Annotated in this window: 15 protein-coding genes; 10 read left to right on the forward strand and 5 right to left on the reverse strand. The window is 38.2% G+C overall.

Features of this window, described 5'->3' with window-relative positions:
• Positions 1–36: 36 nt before the first annotated feature.
• From G3O09_RS05590 to G3O09_RS05605, 4 genes are all read left to right on the forward strand, one after another.
• The gene (locus G3O09_RS05590; protein ID WP_420850327.1) at positions 37–1,506 is read left to right on the forward strand and encodes a spore germination protein; all 1,470 of its coding nucleotides are present in this window, start codon (positions 37–39) and stop codon (positions 1,504–1,506) included.
• A gap of 23 nt (positions 1,507–1,529) precedes the next feature.
• Positions 1,530–2,615: a GerAB/ArcD/ProY family transporter gene (locus tag G3O09_RS05595; protein ID WP_163100495.1), complete on the forward strand. Its 1,086-nt coding sequence runs from the start codon at positions 1,530–1,532 to the stop codon at positions 2,613–2,615.
• Entirely contained in the window at positions 2,612–3,697 is a 1,086-nt protein-coding gene (locus G3O09_RS05600) for a Ger(x)C family spore germination protein (protein ID WP_163100496.1), read from the forward strand. Before G3O09_RS05595 ends, G3O09_RS05600 begins: the two co-directional genes overlap by 4 nt.
• Positions 3,698–3,805: 108 nt before the next feature.
• Complete coding sequence (locus G3O09_RS05605) at positions 3,806–4,255, forward strand: hypothetical protein (RefSeq protein WP_163100497.1); 450 nt, start codon at positions 3,806–3,808, stop codon at positions 4,253–4,255.
• A 172-nt stretch (positions 4,256–4,427) separates the two neighbouring features.
• Here the strand turns inward: G3O09_RS05605 and G3O09_RS05610 are convergent, their stop codons facing one another.
• Positions 4,428–5,426 carry an ABC transporter permease gene (locus G3O09_RS05610; RefSeq protein ID WP_163100498.1) on the reverse strand — a complete coding sequence of 333 codons (999 nt, stop codon included), beginning with the start codon at positions 5,424–5,426 and terminating at the stop codon, positions 4,428–4,430.
• Positions 5,419–6,339: an ABC transporter ATP-binding protein gene (locus G3O09_RS05615; RefSeq protein WP_163100499.1), complete on the reverse strand. Its 921-nt coding sequence runs from the start codon at positions 6,337–6,339 to the stop codon at positions 5,419–5,421. The genes G3O09_RS05610 and G3O09_RS05615 overlap by 8 nt, the downstream gene beginning before the upstream one ends.
• 115 nt (positions 6,340–6,454) lie before the next feature.
• Here G3O09_RS05615 and G3O09_RS05620 point away from each other — a divergent pair, with 115 nt between their 5' ends.
• Positions 6,455–7,228 carry an SGNH/GDSL hydrolase family protein gene (locus G3O09_RS05620; RefSeq protein ID WP_163100500.1) on the forward strand — a complete coding sequence of 258 codons (774 nt, stop codon included), beginning with the start codon at positions 6,455–6,457 and terminating at the stop codon, positions 7,226–7,228.
• A gap of 53 nt (positions 7,229–7,281) precedes the next feature.
• On the opposite strand, the gene G3O09_RS05625 is transcribed toward G3O09_RS05620, so the two are convergent.
• Positions 7,282–8,727: a DEAD/DEAH box helicase gene (locus G3O09_RS05625; RefSeq protein WP_163100501.1), complete on the reverse strand. Its 1,446-nt coding sequence runs from the start codon at positions 8,725–8,727 to the stop codon at positions 7,282–7,284.
• A 577-nt stretch (positions 8,728–9,304) separates the two neighbouring features.
• Between G3O09_RS05625 and G3O09_RS05630 the strand changes: the two genes are divergently transcribed.
• The 4 genes from G3O09_RS05630 (at position 9,305) to G3O09_RS05645 (ending at position 15,113) form a co-directional block, all read left to right on the forward strand.
• Positions 9,305–10,684 carry a sigma-54 interaction domain-containing protein gene (locus tag G3O09_RS05630; RefSeq protein WP_163100502.1) on the forward strand — a complete coding sequence of 460 codons (1,380 nt, stop codon included), beginning with the start codon at positions 9,305–9,307 and terminating at the stop codon, positions 10,682–10,684.
• Positions 10,685–10,765: 81 nt separating this feature from the next.
• A complete protein-coding gene (locus G3O09_RS05635) occupies positions 10,766–12,109 on the forward strand; it encodes an aspartate aminotransferase family protein (RefSeq protein ID WP_163100503.1) in 1,344 nt (447 codons plus the stop codon).
• 42 nt (positions 12,110–12,151) lie between these two features.
• Positions 12,152–13,570, forward strand: coding sequence for a sodium:solute symporter family protein (locus tag G3O09_RS05640; RefSeq protein WP_163100504.1), 1,419 nt, complete (start codon positions 12,152–12,154; stop codon positions 13,568–13,570).
• A 445-nt stretch (positions 13,571–14,015) separates the two neighbouring features.
• Entirely contained in the window at positions 14,016–15,113 is a 1,098-nt protein-coding gene (locus G3O09_RS05645; protein ID WP_163100505.1) for a tetratricopeptide repeat-containing glycosyltransferase family 2 protein, read from the forward strand.
• A 38-nt stretch (positions 15,114–15,151) separates the two neighbouring features.
• Here G3O09_RS05645 and G3O09_RS05650 read toward each other — a convergent pair whose 3' ends face one another.
• Entirely contained in the window at positions 15,152–16,078 is a 927-nt protein-coding gene (locus G3O09_RS05650; protein WP_163100506.1) for a glycosyltransferase family protein, read from the reverse strand.
• Positions 16,079–16,087: 9 nt separating this feature from the next.
• The gene (locus tag G3O09_RS05655) at positions 16,088–17,014 is read right to left on the reverse strand and encodes an NAD-dependent epimerase/dehydratase family protein (RefSeq protein WP_163100507.1); all 927 of its coding nucleotides are present in this window, start codon (positions 17,012–17,014) and stop codon (positions 16,088–16,090) included.
• Positions 17,015–17,150: 136 nt separating this feature from the next.
• Between G3O09_RS05655 and G3O09_RS05660 the strand changes: the two genes are divergently transcribed.
• Entirely contained in the window at positions 17,151–18,041 is an 891-nt protein-coding gene (locus G3O09_RS05660; RefSeq protein ID WP_163100508.1) for a GT-D fold domain-containing protein, read from the forward strand.
• Positions 18,042–18,116: the final 75 nt, after the last annotated feature.

Here is an 18,116-nt window from a genome sequence, read left to right on the forward strand (position 1 = left end):
TATATGCTGAAAAAAGGATACGTTAGGTGAATGTTCATGGAAAAATCCGAAAATCAAAATCCTCAACCCAAAAAAGAACAAATACACTTTGAAGACGTATTCAAGCAATTAAGGAAGTCAAAGGATTTTTCGACCTTTTTAATAGGATTAGAAAATGAAAATCTTAGCATTTCTCATTTTAAGACACTAATAGATACTGAAATATTACATAGGGACATTCTCCCTTTTATTAGTAACTCTTTTACTACTGTTGAACAATTTGTCCATCAACTGCCTGTGGAAAATATCATCATTTCAACCGAATCAAATGAATTGCAAACCGCTTTATTAACTGGATATATTTCCATTACTTTTTCTAGCTTGGATAATATAGCAGTTCTTGTAAAAGCAGGTGTAGAAAGAACTAGACAGGTTTCCTTACCAGAAGTTGAATTTAGTGTTGTTGGCCCTAAAGAGTCATTAGTTGAGTCATTAGACACCAACCTTAATTTAATTCGAAAAAGGCTCCCGATTCCAGAATTAGTAATCAGTGAAGTAATAGTTGGTAAATTATCAAAAACAAGGGTAGCTGTCATCCATATTGAAGGAATTGCGAATCCGGAGAATGTAAATACCATCATACAAAGGCTTTCTGATATTGAAATTGATCAAATCAATGATAGCTCCTACATTACACAGTTAATTCAAGATAATAACAATTCACCCTTTCCACAATTAATAGATACTGAACGACCAGATAGACTAACTGCAGTATTAGGTGAAGGTAAAGTCGTGATGTTGGTAGAAGGTGCACCACATGGTTTGATTGGACCAACTACCCTATTAGAGTTTTTCTCTGCTTTTGAAGACTATTTTCTTAACTGGCTCCTTGCATCATTCTTTCGTCTTATACGATTTTTTGCCGTTTTATTCTCGATCTTGGTTACTCCCCTTTATGTTGCTGTACTTACGTATCACTATGAATTAATTCCAAAGGATCTGGTAAGTACTCTTGTGACATCAAGGAGTGCCATTCCACTCCCTCCAATATTAGAAGCCTTAATTCTTGAATTAGCCATTGAGCTACTTCGTGAGGCTGGAGCAAGACTACCGACAAAAGTCGGTCAGACAATCGGTATCGTGGGCGGGATCGTAATCGGAACAGCATCGGTTGAGGCGGGGTTAACGAGTAATGTGCTATTAATCATTGTTGCACTAGCTGCACTTGCCTCATTTACTACGCCGGTATACCAAATGGGTAATACAATCCGTTTAATTCGTTTTCCTTTTTTATTGTTTGCCCATTATATAGGATTGTTAGGAGTTGCCATTTGTTTTTGTTTTTTACTCGTACACTTACTGAAGCTAACATCACTAGGTAGACCTTTTCTTGAACCACTGTATCCTCCAAGATTTTATGATTTGAGGGATACTATTGTTCGATTACCATTTTCTCGTCAACCCAAAAGGCCCATCGACCTTCAAACAGAGAACACTATGCGTTTACCAAAAGAAAGCAAAGAATAATTGGAAGGAGTACGATCTCTCAAATGGTAAATAAAAGCGATCAAGTTTCTCCGTTCCTAGTTTTCTTTCTCATTAGTAAAGTTCAAGTAGGGGTTGGTGTGCTAGGGTTCCAAAGAATCATCATACAAGATGCTGGAAATGATGCATGGATTGCTGTGATTGTAGCAGGAATTTTTTTCTCCATGGCTATATGGTTAATGTACAAACTATTGGATCAGGAGAATAAGGATATTGTGGGAATTCACCAGAATATTTTCGGTAAATGGTTCGGTGGATTAATTAGCATGATTTGGATTGTATACTGGTTGGCAACTGGGATTTCCATTTTCAGGGCTTATATTGAAGTTGTACAAGCTTGGGTTTTTCCACAAATCAATGTTTTGACATTTAGCGTAATATTAGCATTGTTAGTTTATTACACAATTTCTGGGGGATTTAGGACGGTAACTGGGATTTGTTTTTTAGGAGTAGTCATCCCTGCATATCTTATTTTAACTTTCATTTTCCCACTGGAGTTTACCGCTTTCCGTAACTTGTTACCAATTTGGAATCATTCCATTAAAGAAATCTCACTAGCCTCCAAAGATATGACGTATAGCTATTTAGGAATTTCTACCCTGTTGATGTACTATCCTTTAATCAAACATGCAAAAACATCTCAAAAGTGGGCTCATCTAGGAAATTTTTTGACTATGTCACTATATTTAATCGTGATTATCATTACGATCGCCTACTATAGTGAAGCCCAGGTTAGTAAATATATTTGGGCGACTTTATCTATTTGGAAAATCGTAGAAATGCCTTTTGTAGAACGATTTGAGTACATTGGAATAACTTCTTGGGTTCTCGTGATCCTTCCCAATATTTGTTTAACAGTATGGGCAGCCTCTAAGGGGACATCACGAATTTTTAATTTGAAAGAAAAGAAGGTTTCAATAGCACTTCTTGTCGTTTTAGTCACTGTCTCTTATTTGTTAAATGGACGCCATGCGATTAATTTGTTTATTGATTGGATGTCAAAGGTGGGATATTACCTTCTTTTCGCCTACCTTCCTTTATTAGTCATTGTGTCCACTCTTAAATCAAAATTAAGGAAAAAAAGCCAATGAAACTGACAAGGAAAATCATGATTATCATTTTTACATCTTTAGTCTTTCTCTCAGGCTGTATGAATGCAAAGCCCAAAATCTTAGATGATATCAATTTAGCCACAGCTGTAGGTTTTGATTATGTAGATACAGAGAAATTTAGGGCTACTTGGGTGGCACCAACCTATATGCCAGATAAAACCATTGTAGATGAATCATATACTGCCATTTCGACTCTAAGTAAAGAAGTGAGAGCTAAAATTAATCAACAGTCAGAAAAACAGGTTCTTAGTGGTAAATTTGAAGTTGCCCTTTACAGTAAAAAAATTGCACAAAAAGATATTTCCAAGTTAATCGATACTTTACAACGAGATCCGAGTATCGGTGCCAACGTAAATTTAGCTGTAGTTGATGGAACCGCTAATGAATTATTAACGAAACAATTAGGAAATAGTGATAAAGGGATTTATCTATCAAACCTCTTTGAACAGAATATTAAACATGGATTACTACCTAAAACCAATCTTCAGCTTTTTTTATATGCTTTTTATTCAGAAGGAAGGGACCCTATTCTCCCATTCATTAAAGCTCTGGATGGAAAAGTGGATATAAAAGGAATTGCTTTATTCAGCAAAGGAAAATATGTTAGTCATTTAAAAAAAGAGCAAGTTTTTGCTTTCAACATGATGTTAAATAGAAAATCAAATAGTGAATCTTTTGCTGTAAAGCTAGAAAAAAAACAATACGCTTCCTTATTTAATATTACATCAAAGAGAAAGTACGAAATTCAAAAACCAATGGCTAACGCTCCAATCACAATTAAGCTTAAAGTTCAAGCCATATTAAGAGAGTATTCTGGTGGTAAAGCGGATAAAGCCAAGATAAAAGAAATTGAAAAAGCAATGGAAAAAGATATCGAAAAAGAAGCCAATCGTATGATAGAAAAATTTCAAAAACTAAAAATAGATCCACTAGGTATTGGGGAGCAGGTTCGGACAAGAACACGTAAATGGGATATGAAAAAATTTGAAAAGCAATATCCAACTTTGCCAATTAGGGTAAAAGCCAAGGTTAAAGTGATTGAAACTGGTGTAATAGAATAGGTACGTTTTTACTATCTATGAATAAATGGTAAAAATTGGTTAATGATAATGATGAATCGGTTATGAACTAAACCAGTTCAGTCTTCGTTAGGAAGGGTTGTGGACTAATTGGAAAAGTTATTTTGGAGCATTGCCCTCCCAGGGTTTGGACAGTTTCTTAATGGAAAATATATAAAAGGAATAACGTTAATCGTTTTAGAGTTCATCGTAAATGTTCAATCAAACCTCAATGACATCATCATATTGAGTTTCAACGGACAAATAGAAGCGTCTATCGACCATACCAATTATCAATGGCTCATGTTCTACCCATGTTTATATATGTACGCCATCTGGGATGCTTACAAAGATTCAGGTGAAGCAAAGAGCAAGGGCTTATTCTTCCCTTTTGTAAGTGGTGCCTACTTTGCTACTGTTGGAATAATCTATTCCAGAACACTGACCATTTTCGGGATATTAATTGGTCCTGTATGGTTGCCGATTCTGTTCATGATTCTAGGAATCGTCATTGGTGTGTTTGTGAAAAGGATCGTCTATAAACGACCAAAAACTATATAATTACTAAGAAGGGACAAGTTCAAAGTTTCAACCAACTTTGAACTTGTCCCTTTTACTATGTTTGAATGTTCTTTGTAAATAAATAGTCAAAAAATGTTATTTTACCATACCGTACTTTATTCCCGAGAAAAAGAAAAGCCATACCAGTTCTACTGAACTAGTATGGCTCTTTTTAATAGATATCCTTTTGAGTAAAATTCCAAAACGCTACAACCAGACAAATAATTGTCCATATTCCAAGAATCGAGAGTGAAAACGGCAGTGACATCCCTTCAATGGGAGGTGCTTGTCCTTCTAAATAGTTAATGATATCAAAGTTAACGTTCACTAAATACTTCGAGCTCGTCCAGCTTGATCCTATCGATGACAACAACGTTCCTGCAATTAGAACTGCCATCATCGTCCCGATCCCAGTGGCTGTATTTTTTACAAGGACTGATATCATGAGGCTAATAGTTCCAACGACTGCCGTCACCACCCAAGCCAGTCCCACTGTCATGAGCAAGTATTTCCACATCGGAAGGGTATGGACGAATTCAGTTGAAAAGGAGCCAGTAGCTGATGCTTGAAAACCAGTCAAAATAGGTGCGGTCCAGCCATCATACCCAAGGACTATACCTGATATGGCATAACAAACGATTACCGTCGCAGCCATTAACATTGACGTATAGAACAAAATCGTCAACCATTTCGCCATCAGGATTTTCCAACGCTTGACGGGCCGGGACAACAAGGTTTTTATCGTCCCATCATTGTATTCCCCACTCACTATGTCAGCCATAATGATAATAATGAATAATGGAAGGACAAGTGTCACACCCTGTGAAAAGAAGATGCGAATGAACGTAGGTGCTCCGGGATAGTTAGGGTTAATATCATGATCCAAATAATATTGTTTTTGCTTTAGATCAAATTCGAGGAACTGCCTGAATTCGTCCTGGATTCCGCTCGATGCCAACCGATTTTGTCGATCGACAATTTCCTGCTGAAGCTCGACCCGCCAATCAAGTGTGCCTTGTTTTTTGATTTTCTCTTGAATTTCACGATATTGAGCGTATGTAAACATGGAAACGAGGATGACTAAAATGATTGTTACAACCGTAAAGCGCTTCTTGGAAGAGATTTTGATCACTTCATTGCGAACCAGGCCCACCATATTAGGATTAGACAATATGATCTCCTCCTGTCAAACTAATAAATAGGTCCTCCAAAGTTTGCACTTTCCTTTCGATCGTCCATACTTCTATACCCGCCTTCAGCAAAGCTTCATTCAGGTTAGTGGTCTTGCTTTCATCCATAAGAGTGTGTACAGTATGGTCATCGTAAAGTTCTACAGCTTGGACATATTGGGATTCTTTAAAAATAACAAGTGCAGCAAATGCATCACTGACTCTCCAGTCCACACCAGATGACAGTGAACCAACTAAATCGCGGACGGTTCCGACCTGGACGATTTTCCCATGGCTCATGATGGCCACCCGATCTGCCAGTAATTCGATTTCACTTAAAATATGGCTGGATACAAGAACGGAAAGGCCTGTATCATCGACCAACTTCCTAATGAATGTTCGAAGATCTCTTATTCCCATTGGGTCCAATCCATTCGTGGGTTCATCCAATATAAGTACATCCGGACGACCTAACAGCGCTTGGGCAATGCCTAGCCGTTGACGCATTCCCAATGAATAGGTCCTTACTTGATCGTCAATCCGTGCAGTTAGATCAACCAAGTCAATTACCTCTTGAATCCGGTCTTCATCTACATTTGGAAGCATCCGTGCAAAGGTCTGGAGGTTTTCCCGACCACTCAAATACTTATAGAGCTCCGGATTTTCGACGATTGAACCGAGACGCTGCATCGCTTGAACAAATTGCTTTCTTACATCAAAATCACAAATTGTAATTTTTCCCGTAGTAGGCTTGATCAAACCAACGAGCATCCGGATTGTGGTGGTTTTCCCTGCACCATTGGGTCCAAGGAATCCGAACACTTCTCCTGGAAAAATTTCAAATGAAATATTATGGATAATCGTCTTTTTCCCGATTACTTTCGTTACATTTTCAAGTTTAACGGTTGGCTTCATATACTTAGAATCACCCCAAATTCTATTCTAACTAAATTCTTACACATTGACTCTTTTAAATACTCAACTTGAGAAAAAATTTGTTACAATACCAGAAAGAAGGAGTGCTCAAAAGATGAACAAATGGAAGTGGCCCTTATTTTTAACCATATCGCTTCCACTGACGGCCCTTTTTGGATATGGCTTTGTCAGTGCCTATATGGATGTTACAAATCCAACAAGCACAAAGGTTTTAACTAAAACAGAAGAAGCTCCTGTCACACCTGGTGATACATATATCGCACTTGGCGATTCATTGACGAGAGGTGTAGGCTCATCCAATGGAGAAGGCTTTGTCGCATTGGTAGGAAAAAACCTCAAAGAAAACAAAACAGTAGAACGATTTCAAAACCTGGGTGTAAGAGGTGCCAGAATTGAAGACTTATTAGCACAGCTCCAACAAAAAGAAGTCAAGCGTACACTTAGTGATGCAAAAATTATATCTCTCACGATTGGTGGGAATAACTTATTCAACCGAGGAGAAGTATTAGATAACTATTCGGAAGAAACAGCCCTTGGTATACTAAAGACCGAAATACCGAATTTGGAAAAGACTTTTAAAAACATCCGAGAAATCAATCCAAAAGGAGTCATACTCTATACGGGATTATATAATCCATTCAAACAATCACCAAACGGGGATTCATTTGATAGCATCATCCAAAAATGGAACGAGGCCAGCAGGACTTTAGGCTTGAAATACAATATACAAGTCGTCGATACATTTAATTTAGTAACGGATGCAAAGCGTGATCTTTCTAGTGATGTATTCCATCCAAATGACGCTACGTATAAACAAATGGCTGAAAGCGTTTCGCTTGTCATTGAAAAGCACATCATGCAAAAATAAAAAGGTGAATCGATAGGTCGTCCTATAATGACCTGTCGGCTCACCTTTTTTCATCACTTTCTTGCTTCATGTACCTTCAACAGTTTACCCTTTATAGTCTTATCCTTCATTGCACGTAGGACAAGTAGGCCTTTGCCATTCAAGATATCGACATAAGTTGCTGAATCTTGGATCGTGATGATGCCGATATCATCCCCAGTAACTCCATCAATATTTGTGAGGGTTCCCACAAAATCAACTGCTCTAAGCTTTTTCTTTTTTCCACCATTAAAGTACAGCTTCATGATTCCTTTATTCAACTCTTCACTTTTATCTTTCTTAAGAGAAGGTCTAGTGTAGATCTTTTCTTCAAACGTAGCTTTTCCACTAGCAACTTCCTCATGAGTTGGGGCTTCTTGTTTCTGTATTTCAAATCCAATATACGCTTCAATTTCATCTAAAAACTTATCTTCATATGGAGTAATGAACGTAATCGCTTTTCCTGTTTTCCCAGCGCGGCCAGTTCTACCAGTCCTATGCACATAGCTCTCTTTCTCTAATGGAAGGTCATAATTGATGACGTGGGTGATATTATCTATATCGATTCCACGTGCAGCGACATCCGTAGCAACCAAATAACGGAATTCCCCTCTTTTAAATTCGTTCATGACAGCAAAACGATCTTCTTGATTTAATCCGCCATGTATCAAATCGCATGGGTAGTCCAACCTGCTTAACTCATCGAAAACCCTGTCCACTCCAACTTGAGTTCGGCAAAAAATGATACAACTGTCTGGATTTTCAACGACTAACACATCTTTTAACAAATTGAACTTTTCTTCTTCACTTACTTCGATTAATGAATGCTCAATCTTATCTGTTGTGATGCCCCTTGATTTGATTTCAATATGAACTGGATTGTTCATATATTTTTGACTTAGGACTTCGATGTCCTTAGGTAGTGTTGCTGAAAACAACATCGTCACTCTGTCACTGGGTATTTCTTGAATGATCGCTTCCACTTGGTCAATGAAGCCCATATTAAGCATTTCATCCGCTTCATCGATGACCAAGAAATTTAATCGCGATACATCCAGTGTCCCTTTTTCGATATGATCCAGCACCCGACCTGGAGTTCCTACCACCACATGCGTTTTCTGCTTTAGTTCAACTTTTTGTCTCGCGAAAGGATGTTTTCCGTATACCGCTGCTGCTTTTATCCGTTTAAAGCGTCCGATGTTCGTGAAATCCTCTTTTATTTGGACCGCAAGCTCACGGGTTGGTGTGAGGATTAATGCCTGTGGTTTATTTTCTTCCCACTCTACCATCTCGCAAATCGGAATCCCAAATGAAGCGGTCTTCCCGCTACCCGTTTGCGATTTCACCACAAGGTCCCTTTTTTCTATTGCCACTGGAATCACTTCAGATTGAACTTCAGTTGGTGTTTTGTACCCTAAACCTTCAAGTGCTCTTATGATTTCTGTACTCAATCGATAATCTGTAAAACGCTTTAATGTCATATAATAACCTCATTCTTCTTTCCTAAAAACCGATTTAAATGTATCTCCCAATAGCTTAACCGCTTCTTCCATTTTCTTTTCCTCAATATCCGTAAAATAGAAAATAGCACATGGATGCATTTCTTTTACAAAACTCTCTGATTGGCGAGATTTTGATGAAGACATAAGAGTAGTTGCACACATACTTTATTCTTTAAATTGGCCATTACGTCGTACTACCAATTTATACTTTTTTAAAGTGCAAAAAAATAACGGCTTGGAGCACTTCATGTTAATCCGATATTATAACATTGTTTTTGATAGAGCGCATAATTCATTCAATTTATGTTCAATGAATCTTGTAAATATAACATCAAAGAGAAATGGTTTTGTCTAATAGATATATACCATTGGCTTAGCCGCAGCACCGCCTTTATCTTTGTATTTTAGTCATACATATATAAAAAAGACGAATTAACGGAGAAGGGTATAATGGACCTTCTCTTTTTTTGTACCTTGGTGATATAATTATTCAAAAATGAATAACTATTCTAAATTGAATAATTTTTCAAATAAAGATTTCTGAAAGGACGATTAGATGGTGATTCATCAGGAAAATTGGAATGAAAATGAACGAATTCTTCAATCATTAAAGGATGATATATTGGTCACGAATGTAGATGGCATCATTGTAAAAATCAGTGAAGGAACAGGAAAAATCTATGGTGTTGAATCCGATAGTTTAATTGGCAAATCGGTTTATGACTTAGAGGCACAGGGTCTGTTCACCCCTATTTTAACTCCTATGGTCATTAAGGAAAAAAAGAAAATCACCTTTGTCCAAACCACAAACACAGGTAAAAAGCTTCTCGTAACGGGTATCCCTGTATTTGATCAGAATGGCGACCTGTTCCGGATTGTGAGCTACTCTCACGATATCACGGAATTAGCGGACTTAAAGAGCTTCCTTGTCACAATGGAAGAAGAAATGGAAAGAGTAAAGAGTGAGCTAAGCCTCCTTAGGAGTAAACAATTGTACGACAGTGGGATCATTGCCAATAGTGTTGCGATGCAAAAGGTGATCAGCACTTCCCTTCAGTTATCTGAGGTTGATGTCAATGTTCTGATCCTAGGTGAATCGGGAGTCGGTAAATCACTTCTTGCCAAGTTTATACATAATAAAAGCAGCAGAAACAATGGTCCCTTCATTGAAGTCAACTGCGGTGCCATTCCGGATTCCTTATTTGAAGCTGAATTATTCGGATATGAATCAGGGGCATTCAGTGGAGCCAATCGAAATGGAAAATTAGGGCTCATTGAACTTTCTAATGGCGGAACCCTTTTCTTGGATGAAATAGGAGAACTTCCTCTCGCCCATCAGGTCAAGGTGCTAAAGGTCATACAAGAGAAGCAGTTTTATAGAGTGGGTGGTACTAAACCGATCAAAGTCGATTTCCGTTTGATTTCAGCCACAAATAAAGACCTTGGAAAGGCCATTACGGACAAGCTTTTTAGAGAGGATTTATATTTCCGTTTAAACGTTGTCCCAATTACAATTCCCCCTCTAAGAAAGAGGACGGAGGATATTTTACCCTTAATCCATCTACTTCTATCACAATTTGAACAGAAATATAAAAGAGAAAGAAAATTGGACGAAGCTGTCACCCATCACCTCCTTCATTATGATTGGAAAGGGAATGTTCGGGAGCTAGTCAATATCATGGAACGGTTGGTCGTCACCTCCCCTTCAGCGCTCATTACCGTTGACCAGCTGCCTGAATATATCAAAGAATCTATGTCACAACCTGTTATTCAAATCGATTCTGAACGAACACTTACGGAAATGGTGGAAGAATTAGAAAAGCAAATATTGATTAAAGCAAGAAAAAAATATAAAACAACCGTGAATATGGCGAAAGCTCTTGGCATAAGCCAGCCTTCTGTTGTTAGAAAAATAAAAAAATATAATATTTTCTAACTATTTTGGCACGGAACTTGCATCCCTTTTATTCATAGAGAAAATGATTGTTTTCTCATCTGAGTTAAAGGGGGAAATGAAATGGAGAATAATTGGAGTGATCTAATAAATGAGATGTCCGATTTATTAGCACCTAGCATGGCAAAGGATCATCCCAATCTTCCAGTCGTTAAAGAAGAGGGTTGCTACTATTATGGTTTGGACGGAAAAAAATATCTAGACTTCACATCTGGGATTGCGACAGCAAATACAGGGCATCGACACCCGAAAGTGGTTCAAGCGATCAAGGACGCTGCTGACCAAATCATGCATGGTCCTTCTGGTGTCATCATGTATGAGTCAATCCTGAAACTGGCGAAGGAACTAAAGCTTGTTCTTCCTGAGGGCCTAGATTGCTTCTTTTTTGCTAATAGTGGCACTGAAGCAATTGAAGGAGCTATTAAACTAGCAAAGCATGTAACGCGAAGACCGTATGTCGTTTCTTTTATTGGTTGTTTTCATGGGCGTTCACTTGGATCGTTAAGCGTGACAACTTCCAAAAGCAAATACCGTAAATTCCTTCAACCTAATGGGTTAGCTTATCAAATCCCATATGCAGATGTGAAAGGCTGTCCAGCAGGTGAAAATCCTGAAGAATATTGCATCCATAAGCTCGAAAAGGATTTCGAAACGCTATTCAATCATCAAGTCACTCCTGAAGAAGTTGCTTGTGTAATTGTAGAGCCTGTTTTGGGAGAAGGTGGCTACATCGTTCCACCAAAAAGCTGGTTAAAGAAAATTAGAGAAATATGTACTAAGCATGGCATTCTCCTCATTTTTGACGAAGTCCAGACAGGATTTGGTCGGACGGGTGAATGGTTTGCAGCTCAGTCGTTTGATGTCACGCCAGATATTATGGCGATTGCGAAAGGAATTGCATCTGGTCTCCCTTTAAGCGCTACGGTTGCTTCAAAAGAATTAATGAAGCAATGGCCTCTTGGTAGTCACGGTACGACATTCGGAGGAAACCCAATAGCTTGCTCTGCAGCCCTGGCTACTCTTGAAGTTTTAAAGGAAGAAAAGCTCGTCGAAAACTCGAAACGTATGGGCCAGTATGCTCATCAAAAATTACTAGATTTACAAGCTAAACATTCCGTCATTGGAAGCATTCGTTCCATTGGACTCATGATAGGCATTGAAATCATTGATCCTATGTCTGGAAAACCAGATGGGAATGCCCTGTTGAACATATTAGACCGTTGCCTAGAAAAAGGCGTTCTCTTCTATCTATGCGGAAATCATGGTGAAGTGATTCGGATGATTCCACCTTTGACTATCACTCAAGACCAAATTGATTTCGGACTTCAAGTTCTTGATGAAGCCATAACAGAATATGAAGCAGAAATACAAAAGGAACAACTACATCTTTTACAAGAATCCAGATAATGTAAGCGTTATCAATTTTTCATATTAAAAGGAGGTTTTCCAATGCAATTACTAGATACTATTGTTGTATTACTATATTTTGCTGTATTAATTGGTGTTGGTATTATTGGGTCTAAAAAAGCTAAAACATCTGAAGAATACAACCTTGCTGGAAGAAACCTAGGAATGTTTATGTATCTAGGCTGCCTATCAGCGGTCATACTTGGTGGTGCCGCAACGATTGGAACGACCAAACTGGGCTATGTTTTTGGTATATCAGGGCTTTGGTTTGTAACAATGATTGGACTTGGAATTATCCTTCTTGGTACTATTTTCGTAAAAAAGATCGATGCATTTAAAGTGACGACAATCTCTGAATTGTTAGGAAAACGCTATAAGTCAGAGGCAAGACTTATCAGTGCAATAGTAGCTGCCATATACACTCTCATGATTGCAGTTACACAAGTCATTGGAATGGGATCAATCATCAGTGTGATACTTGGCTGGAATATTACAACATCCATGCTGGTTGGGGGTGGTATTGTCCTTTTCTATACCATTCTAGGCGGCATGTGGAGCGTAACGATGACAGATATCATCCAGTTTGTGGTCATGACCGTTGGAATCTTCTTCATCATGCTACCAATAAGTATTTCTGAGGTTGATGGGTTTAGTTCTTTATTATCCAAACTACCGGAATCTCACTTAAGCTTCTCATCCATTGGCTATCAGCAAATATTCCAATACTTCATGTTATACACACTTGGAATGGTAGTTTCACAGGACATTTGGCAACGTGTATTCACAGCCAAAACGAATAAAATCGCAAGGAACGGTTCCATTTATGCAGGAATTTACAGTATCGCTTATGCATTGGCAGGTAGCATTATTGGAATGTGTGCTCTAGTACTACTTCCAAATATAGAAGATACACAAACCACTTTCGCTACAATGGCGCTTACCATTTTACCGACTGGAGTATTAGGCCTCGTATTAGCAGCAGTTTGTTCGGCTCTAATGTCAACTGCATCAGGAACTTTATTGGCATCATCCACATTGATTACTAATGATATCCTTAAACAATATTTCGTAAAAAATATCAGTGACAAGCAATTATTAACTATTTCAAGGATCACAACGCTAGTTATTGGTGTGGTTGCAGTAATCTTCTCTATCTGGATTCAAGACGTATTAGTGGCTCTAGATGTAGCTTACGCTATCCTTTCAGGTGCAATTTTTGTCCCGTTAGTCATGACCTTCTTCTGGAAAAAAGCCCATCCGAACGCAGGGTTTTATTCTATCCTAATTAGTACAGTAGTGGTACTTGCAGGTCTCTTCTTCGAAGGCCTAACATCTACGAACCCAATCCTTTACGGAATGTCTTCAGGTGTCATTACAATAGTATTAATTTCACTACTATCTAATAGAAACAATAACGATCAGAAAACTGAAGTCTACTATGATTATAGAAAAAGAGCTTAAAAGAAAGAGCCACCGATTCGGTGGTTTTTCTTTTAATTTTGTTATTTAACATTTGTTGTATAATTAACCATCGATAAATGTATGTTGTTTAGGTACTAACTTTAATCTATCAATATCCCATTATTCATTGAGAGAATAATTGTTTTCTCATCTGATTCAAAGGGGGAAATGAAATAGAGAATAATAGGAGTGATCTAGTAAATGAGATGTTATTCTATTGTATTTTGCTGTATTAATCGGTGTTGGTATTATGGGTTGTATTCCAACAAGGTAATCATCTTAACCCTCCTTGTTCAGGTGGTCTTTTAGTCATATTCATTATATTTATCATGTGAAAAATGGGACTGGGTATAAGTACATATAGTCAAACAACCATCCATAATAAAGTTTCACATTTTTGTCCCTTTACATAAGATGAGGAGAAATCTTTTATAGGAGGTATCTCATGCCCACCATCAGTCTCTGCATGATTGTAAAAAATGAAATGGAAGTACTGGCAAACTGCCTTGAAAGTGTACAGGGAATCTGCGATGAAATCGTCATTGTTGATACTGGCTCGACTGATAAAACAAAGGATATCGCCAAACAGTTCACTGATAAAGTATTCGACTTCCAATGGATCGACGATTTTTCCGCAGCTCGAAATTTTGCTTTCAGCAATGCCACAAAGGATTATATCCTGTGGCTTGATGCAGACGATGTTTTGCTGCCAGATGATCAAAAGAAATTCAAAGAACTGAAAGCAACACTGAATTCCAATGTTGATGCAGTATCAATGATCTATGTCATTCTCAGGGATGAATACGGAAATTCCACATTCCATTACAGAAGGAACCGGCTGGTAAAAAGAAGCCGGAACTTTAAATGGAAAGGCCCTGTACATGAATATCTAGATGTCAGCGGTCATATCGTATCTTCTGACATTTCAGTAGAGCATAAGAAAGATCAAAAAACATCAAGCGGAAATACCTCTGACAGGAATTTACGAATCTATGAAAATAGAATTAAAAAAGGTGAGGATTTTTCCCCTAGGGACTTATTTTACTATGCTAATGAATTGCGTGATCATAAACAATATGAGAAGGCGATCATTTACTATAATGAGTTTCTTGGAGGTAAAAAGGGCTGGGTAGAGGATAACATCAGAGCATGCCTCAATTTAGCTGATTGCCATGCACATAGAGGAGAGAAGGAAGAGGAAATGGATGCCCTTTTAAAGACTTTAGCTTATGATGTCCCTCGCCCTGAATCTTCCTGCCGATTAGGAGATCTATTTAAAGCGAAAAAAAACTATCAGACAGCTGTCTATTGGTATGACACCGCCTACCAAACGAAAGTAGCTACTTCAGGCTTCCAAAACGAGACTTATTCTACCTGGTACCCTCACCTAGCACTTTGTGTATGCCACTGGGAATTGGGAAATGTAGAGAAATCCATTGAACATAATAAGATGGCAAAAAAATACCGTCCTAATGACAAGCAGGTTTTGTTCAATGAATCGTTTTTTAATGATTTTTTGAAAAAAAATAACCGAAAGAAATAAGAGGGGAAATGGTCCCCTCTTATTTCTTTTTGCCTTGATTAAGACCGTACAATCTCTTGAATCATTTCTATTAATTGTTGTATTCGTTTTGAGGTTGAATGCATGCTATGGACAAGGTTGTATCCATTCCTGCTAATTTCCTCCCGCTCTTTGTCATTTTTCAAATAGTAATCAGCTTTGTCCATAAAGTTTTTTTCATCTATTTCAACAAAATGCACACCCGGTAATAAGCCTAAGTCTAAAATCTCCTCAGAGCAAGGGGCGAGTAATAATGTATTACAGGCAAGAACTTCAAAGTATTTCTTGACTGTATATCCATATATTGAAGTGCATGTGAAAAATAATTTAGCCCGGTTAATTTCTCTTGCATATCGTTCCTTAACAAATACGCTTTTTGATTGCTCCTCATTCAGATTTTTGTACCCTGGATGCGGATGGTATACAAAATTCTTTTTATTGCCATAGGCCAAGAGAATTTTATGTCTTAAGGGATAGTAGTATGAATTCGTTGCTCCCATCAGTAATATATCAATTTCTTTCTTTTGACCATAATCTTTAAAAATTTCCGTATTTACATGATGGGGAAACCATTTAACTTTATCTGAAAACCCTGGATAATACTTAGGAAAGGCATCCCTGCAAGTTGAAAATATATGCTGTACATTGTCACGTTTCATTGCCTCATTCGTCCTGGCCGGGTAGTGATGGAGATCTTCCAGGTAGATTCCATAGGGAATGTTTAATTTGTCAAGCCCGGTAATTTTCGGAGCATGGGTATCAAATAAATAAATGAATATGAAGTCAGGTTCAAAGTTAAGATGGTTCAGAATGTCATGAATATCGCCATCATTATTACAGACAAGAAGATTCGTCGTTTTTGAAAGTTCCTCCTGAAGGTAAAATGCGTTCCCGTGAACCCATCGACTGTAATCCCTCGTGATCAGTAATAATTTCAATTTCTCCACGTATTTTTCTCACTCCTTTTTCGATAAACATGATTGATAATACTCAATCGTTTTTTTAAGGCCTTCCTTAAGCGAAATGACAGGCTTCCAGTCTAATTTTTTCAAGGCTAATCGGTTGTCCAGTACACTATGGACGATGTCTCCAGCCCTGAACTTCCTGTGGGCCGGAACAATCTTTGTATTTAGCAACCCATTCAGTTTATCGATTAATTGATTGATGGAGATTGCCTGGTTGCAGCTAATGTTGAAAACTCCGCAGCATTCTTTTTCCAACGCGGCAATGTTTGCCGAGACAACGTCCCCGACATAAATGAAATCCCGTGTTTGTTCTCCATTTCCATAAATAATTGGTGGTTCATTTTGAAGCATTTTTTTGATGAAAATAGAGACGACACCTCCTTCGCCCTCCACTTCCTGCCTGATTCCATAGACATTGGCATAGCGAAGAATCGTATAATCCAGGTTATATTGCTGGGAATACAGAGAAATATACATTTCAGGGGTATATTTGGAGATGCCATAGTTCGATAATGGTTTGATTGGATGCTGTTCATCTACTGGCAAATATACGGGGTTTCCATAGACAGCTGCTGATGAGGAATAGATCAATTTACAATTAAACTCTTTGCATAGCTCGACGATTTTTATCGTGCCCAAGATATTAACCTCTGCGTCAAAGCTTGAATATTCAACGGATTTCTGGACACTGATTTGGGCAGCAAGATGGATGACGGCATTTGGCCTTTCTTTTTCAAAAACAGACCGCAACCCATCATCCAGGATGCTTAACGAATGAAAGGCAGCTCCTGAATGGATAAACTCCTTCTTGCCTGAAGACAAATCGTCCACTATAACCGCTTCATGGCCTTTGCTCATTAACTCTTCGACAATATTAGATCCGATAAAACCAGCACCTCCAGTAACTAAAACCTTCATTTTACACCTCCCGCAAAAATTCTTTCCTTATATTACTTATGAGAAAATTCCCCTTCTTGTTTGGACTATCACAGAGAATCTTTTCAGCATAAAGCTAATATAATGTTTAGAATGAATCATGAAAGGAGATTGCGCGTTGGCCTATTCTTTTACGAAAGATCAATGGGAAGCTATTTTCAAAGTAGGTTATCCTGGAACCTGGGATATTGGCACACTTGCTGCAGAAGCAATGTACAGAGGCGGGGAGGCCCTTGTGAAAAAGCAACTGAAGGATGGTCAATATCTCCCCTACAATTTGGAGGACATTATAGAAGAAGGATTAAAAAAGCTTTCGGAAGATATGATTGATTTAAAGACACCTGAAGAAGTTCAGGATTTAATTACAGAAGCATTGAACGCAAAAAAGGGCTTGAGCGTGATCCGTTTAGGGGACGGGGAAGTCTTGGCTTTATCGCATGATATTCTTGTTTCTTCAGACGAAATCAATAAAAATGAAAAGCTGAAATATGCATTAGGCGGCTTCAGCGTACCCAATCACGAACAAAGGGACTTATTAATACAAAATCTGCTGGAAGCTGATATAGTCGGCATCCCCGAAGCAAGATATCCAACCTATCAACGGTTATTTAATAACGTGGCGAATGCAATCAAACTGCCATTGAAGGATACCTGTTTCACAAGCTCCCAGATCAATTACAAAATGAATGAATCCACTGCCTGCTTCCATTACTTGCTGAGCCATTACCGCGTCCTGCTCATCGGAAACCGGGCAAAGGACGGAAAAGATTTCTTAAATAACAAAGGGTACAATTCAATCGTTGGCACCATTCCGGTTCCAGGCATTGCCTCAGTGCCGGAAGTACTCGAGCAGGCCCAAAAATATGATTTTGATGTGGCTTTCGTCTCTGCTGGAATTCCGGCTAATTTGATTTGTGTGGAACTGGCGAAGCAGAAAAAAATCGCCTTGGATTTTGGACATTTGCTTGACTGGTATATAAAAGAATATCGAATTTTGAGGAAAGGGTAAGAATTGGTCATTCCCGTAAAGGCATACTGGCTAATCAAAAAATCCCCGCACAGGGGGATACTTCTTGTTTTTCTC

The sequence above is a fragment of the Peribacillus alkalitolerans genome (assembly GCF_010882125.1).
Taxonomy (GTDB): domain Bacteria; phylum Bacillota; class Bacilli; order Bacillales; family DSM-1321; genus Bacillus_BN; species Bacillus_BN alkalitolerans.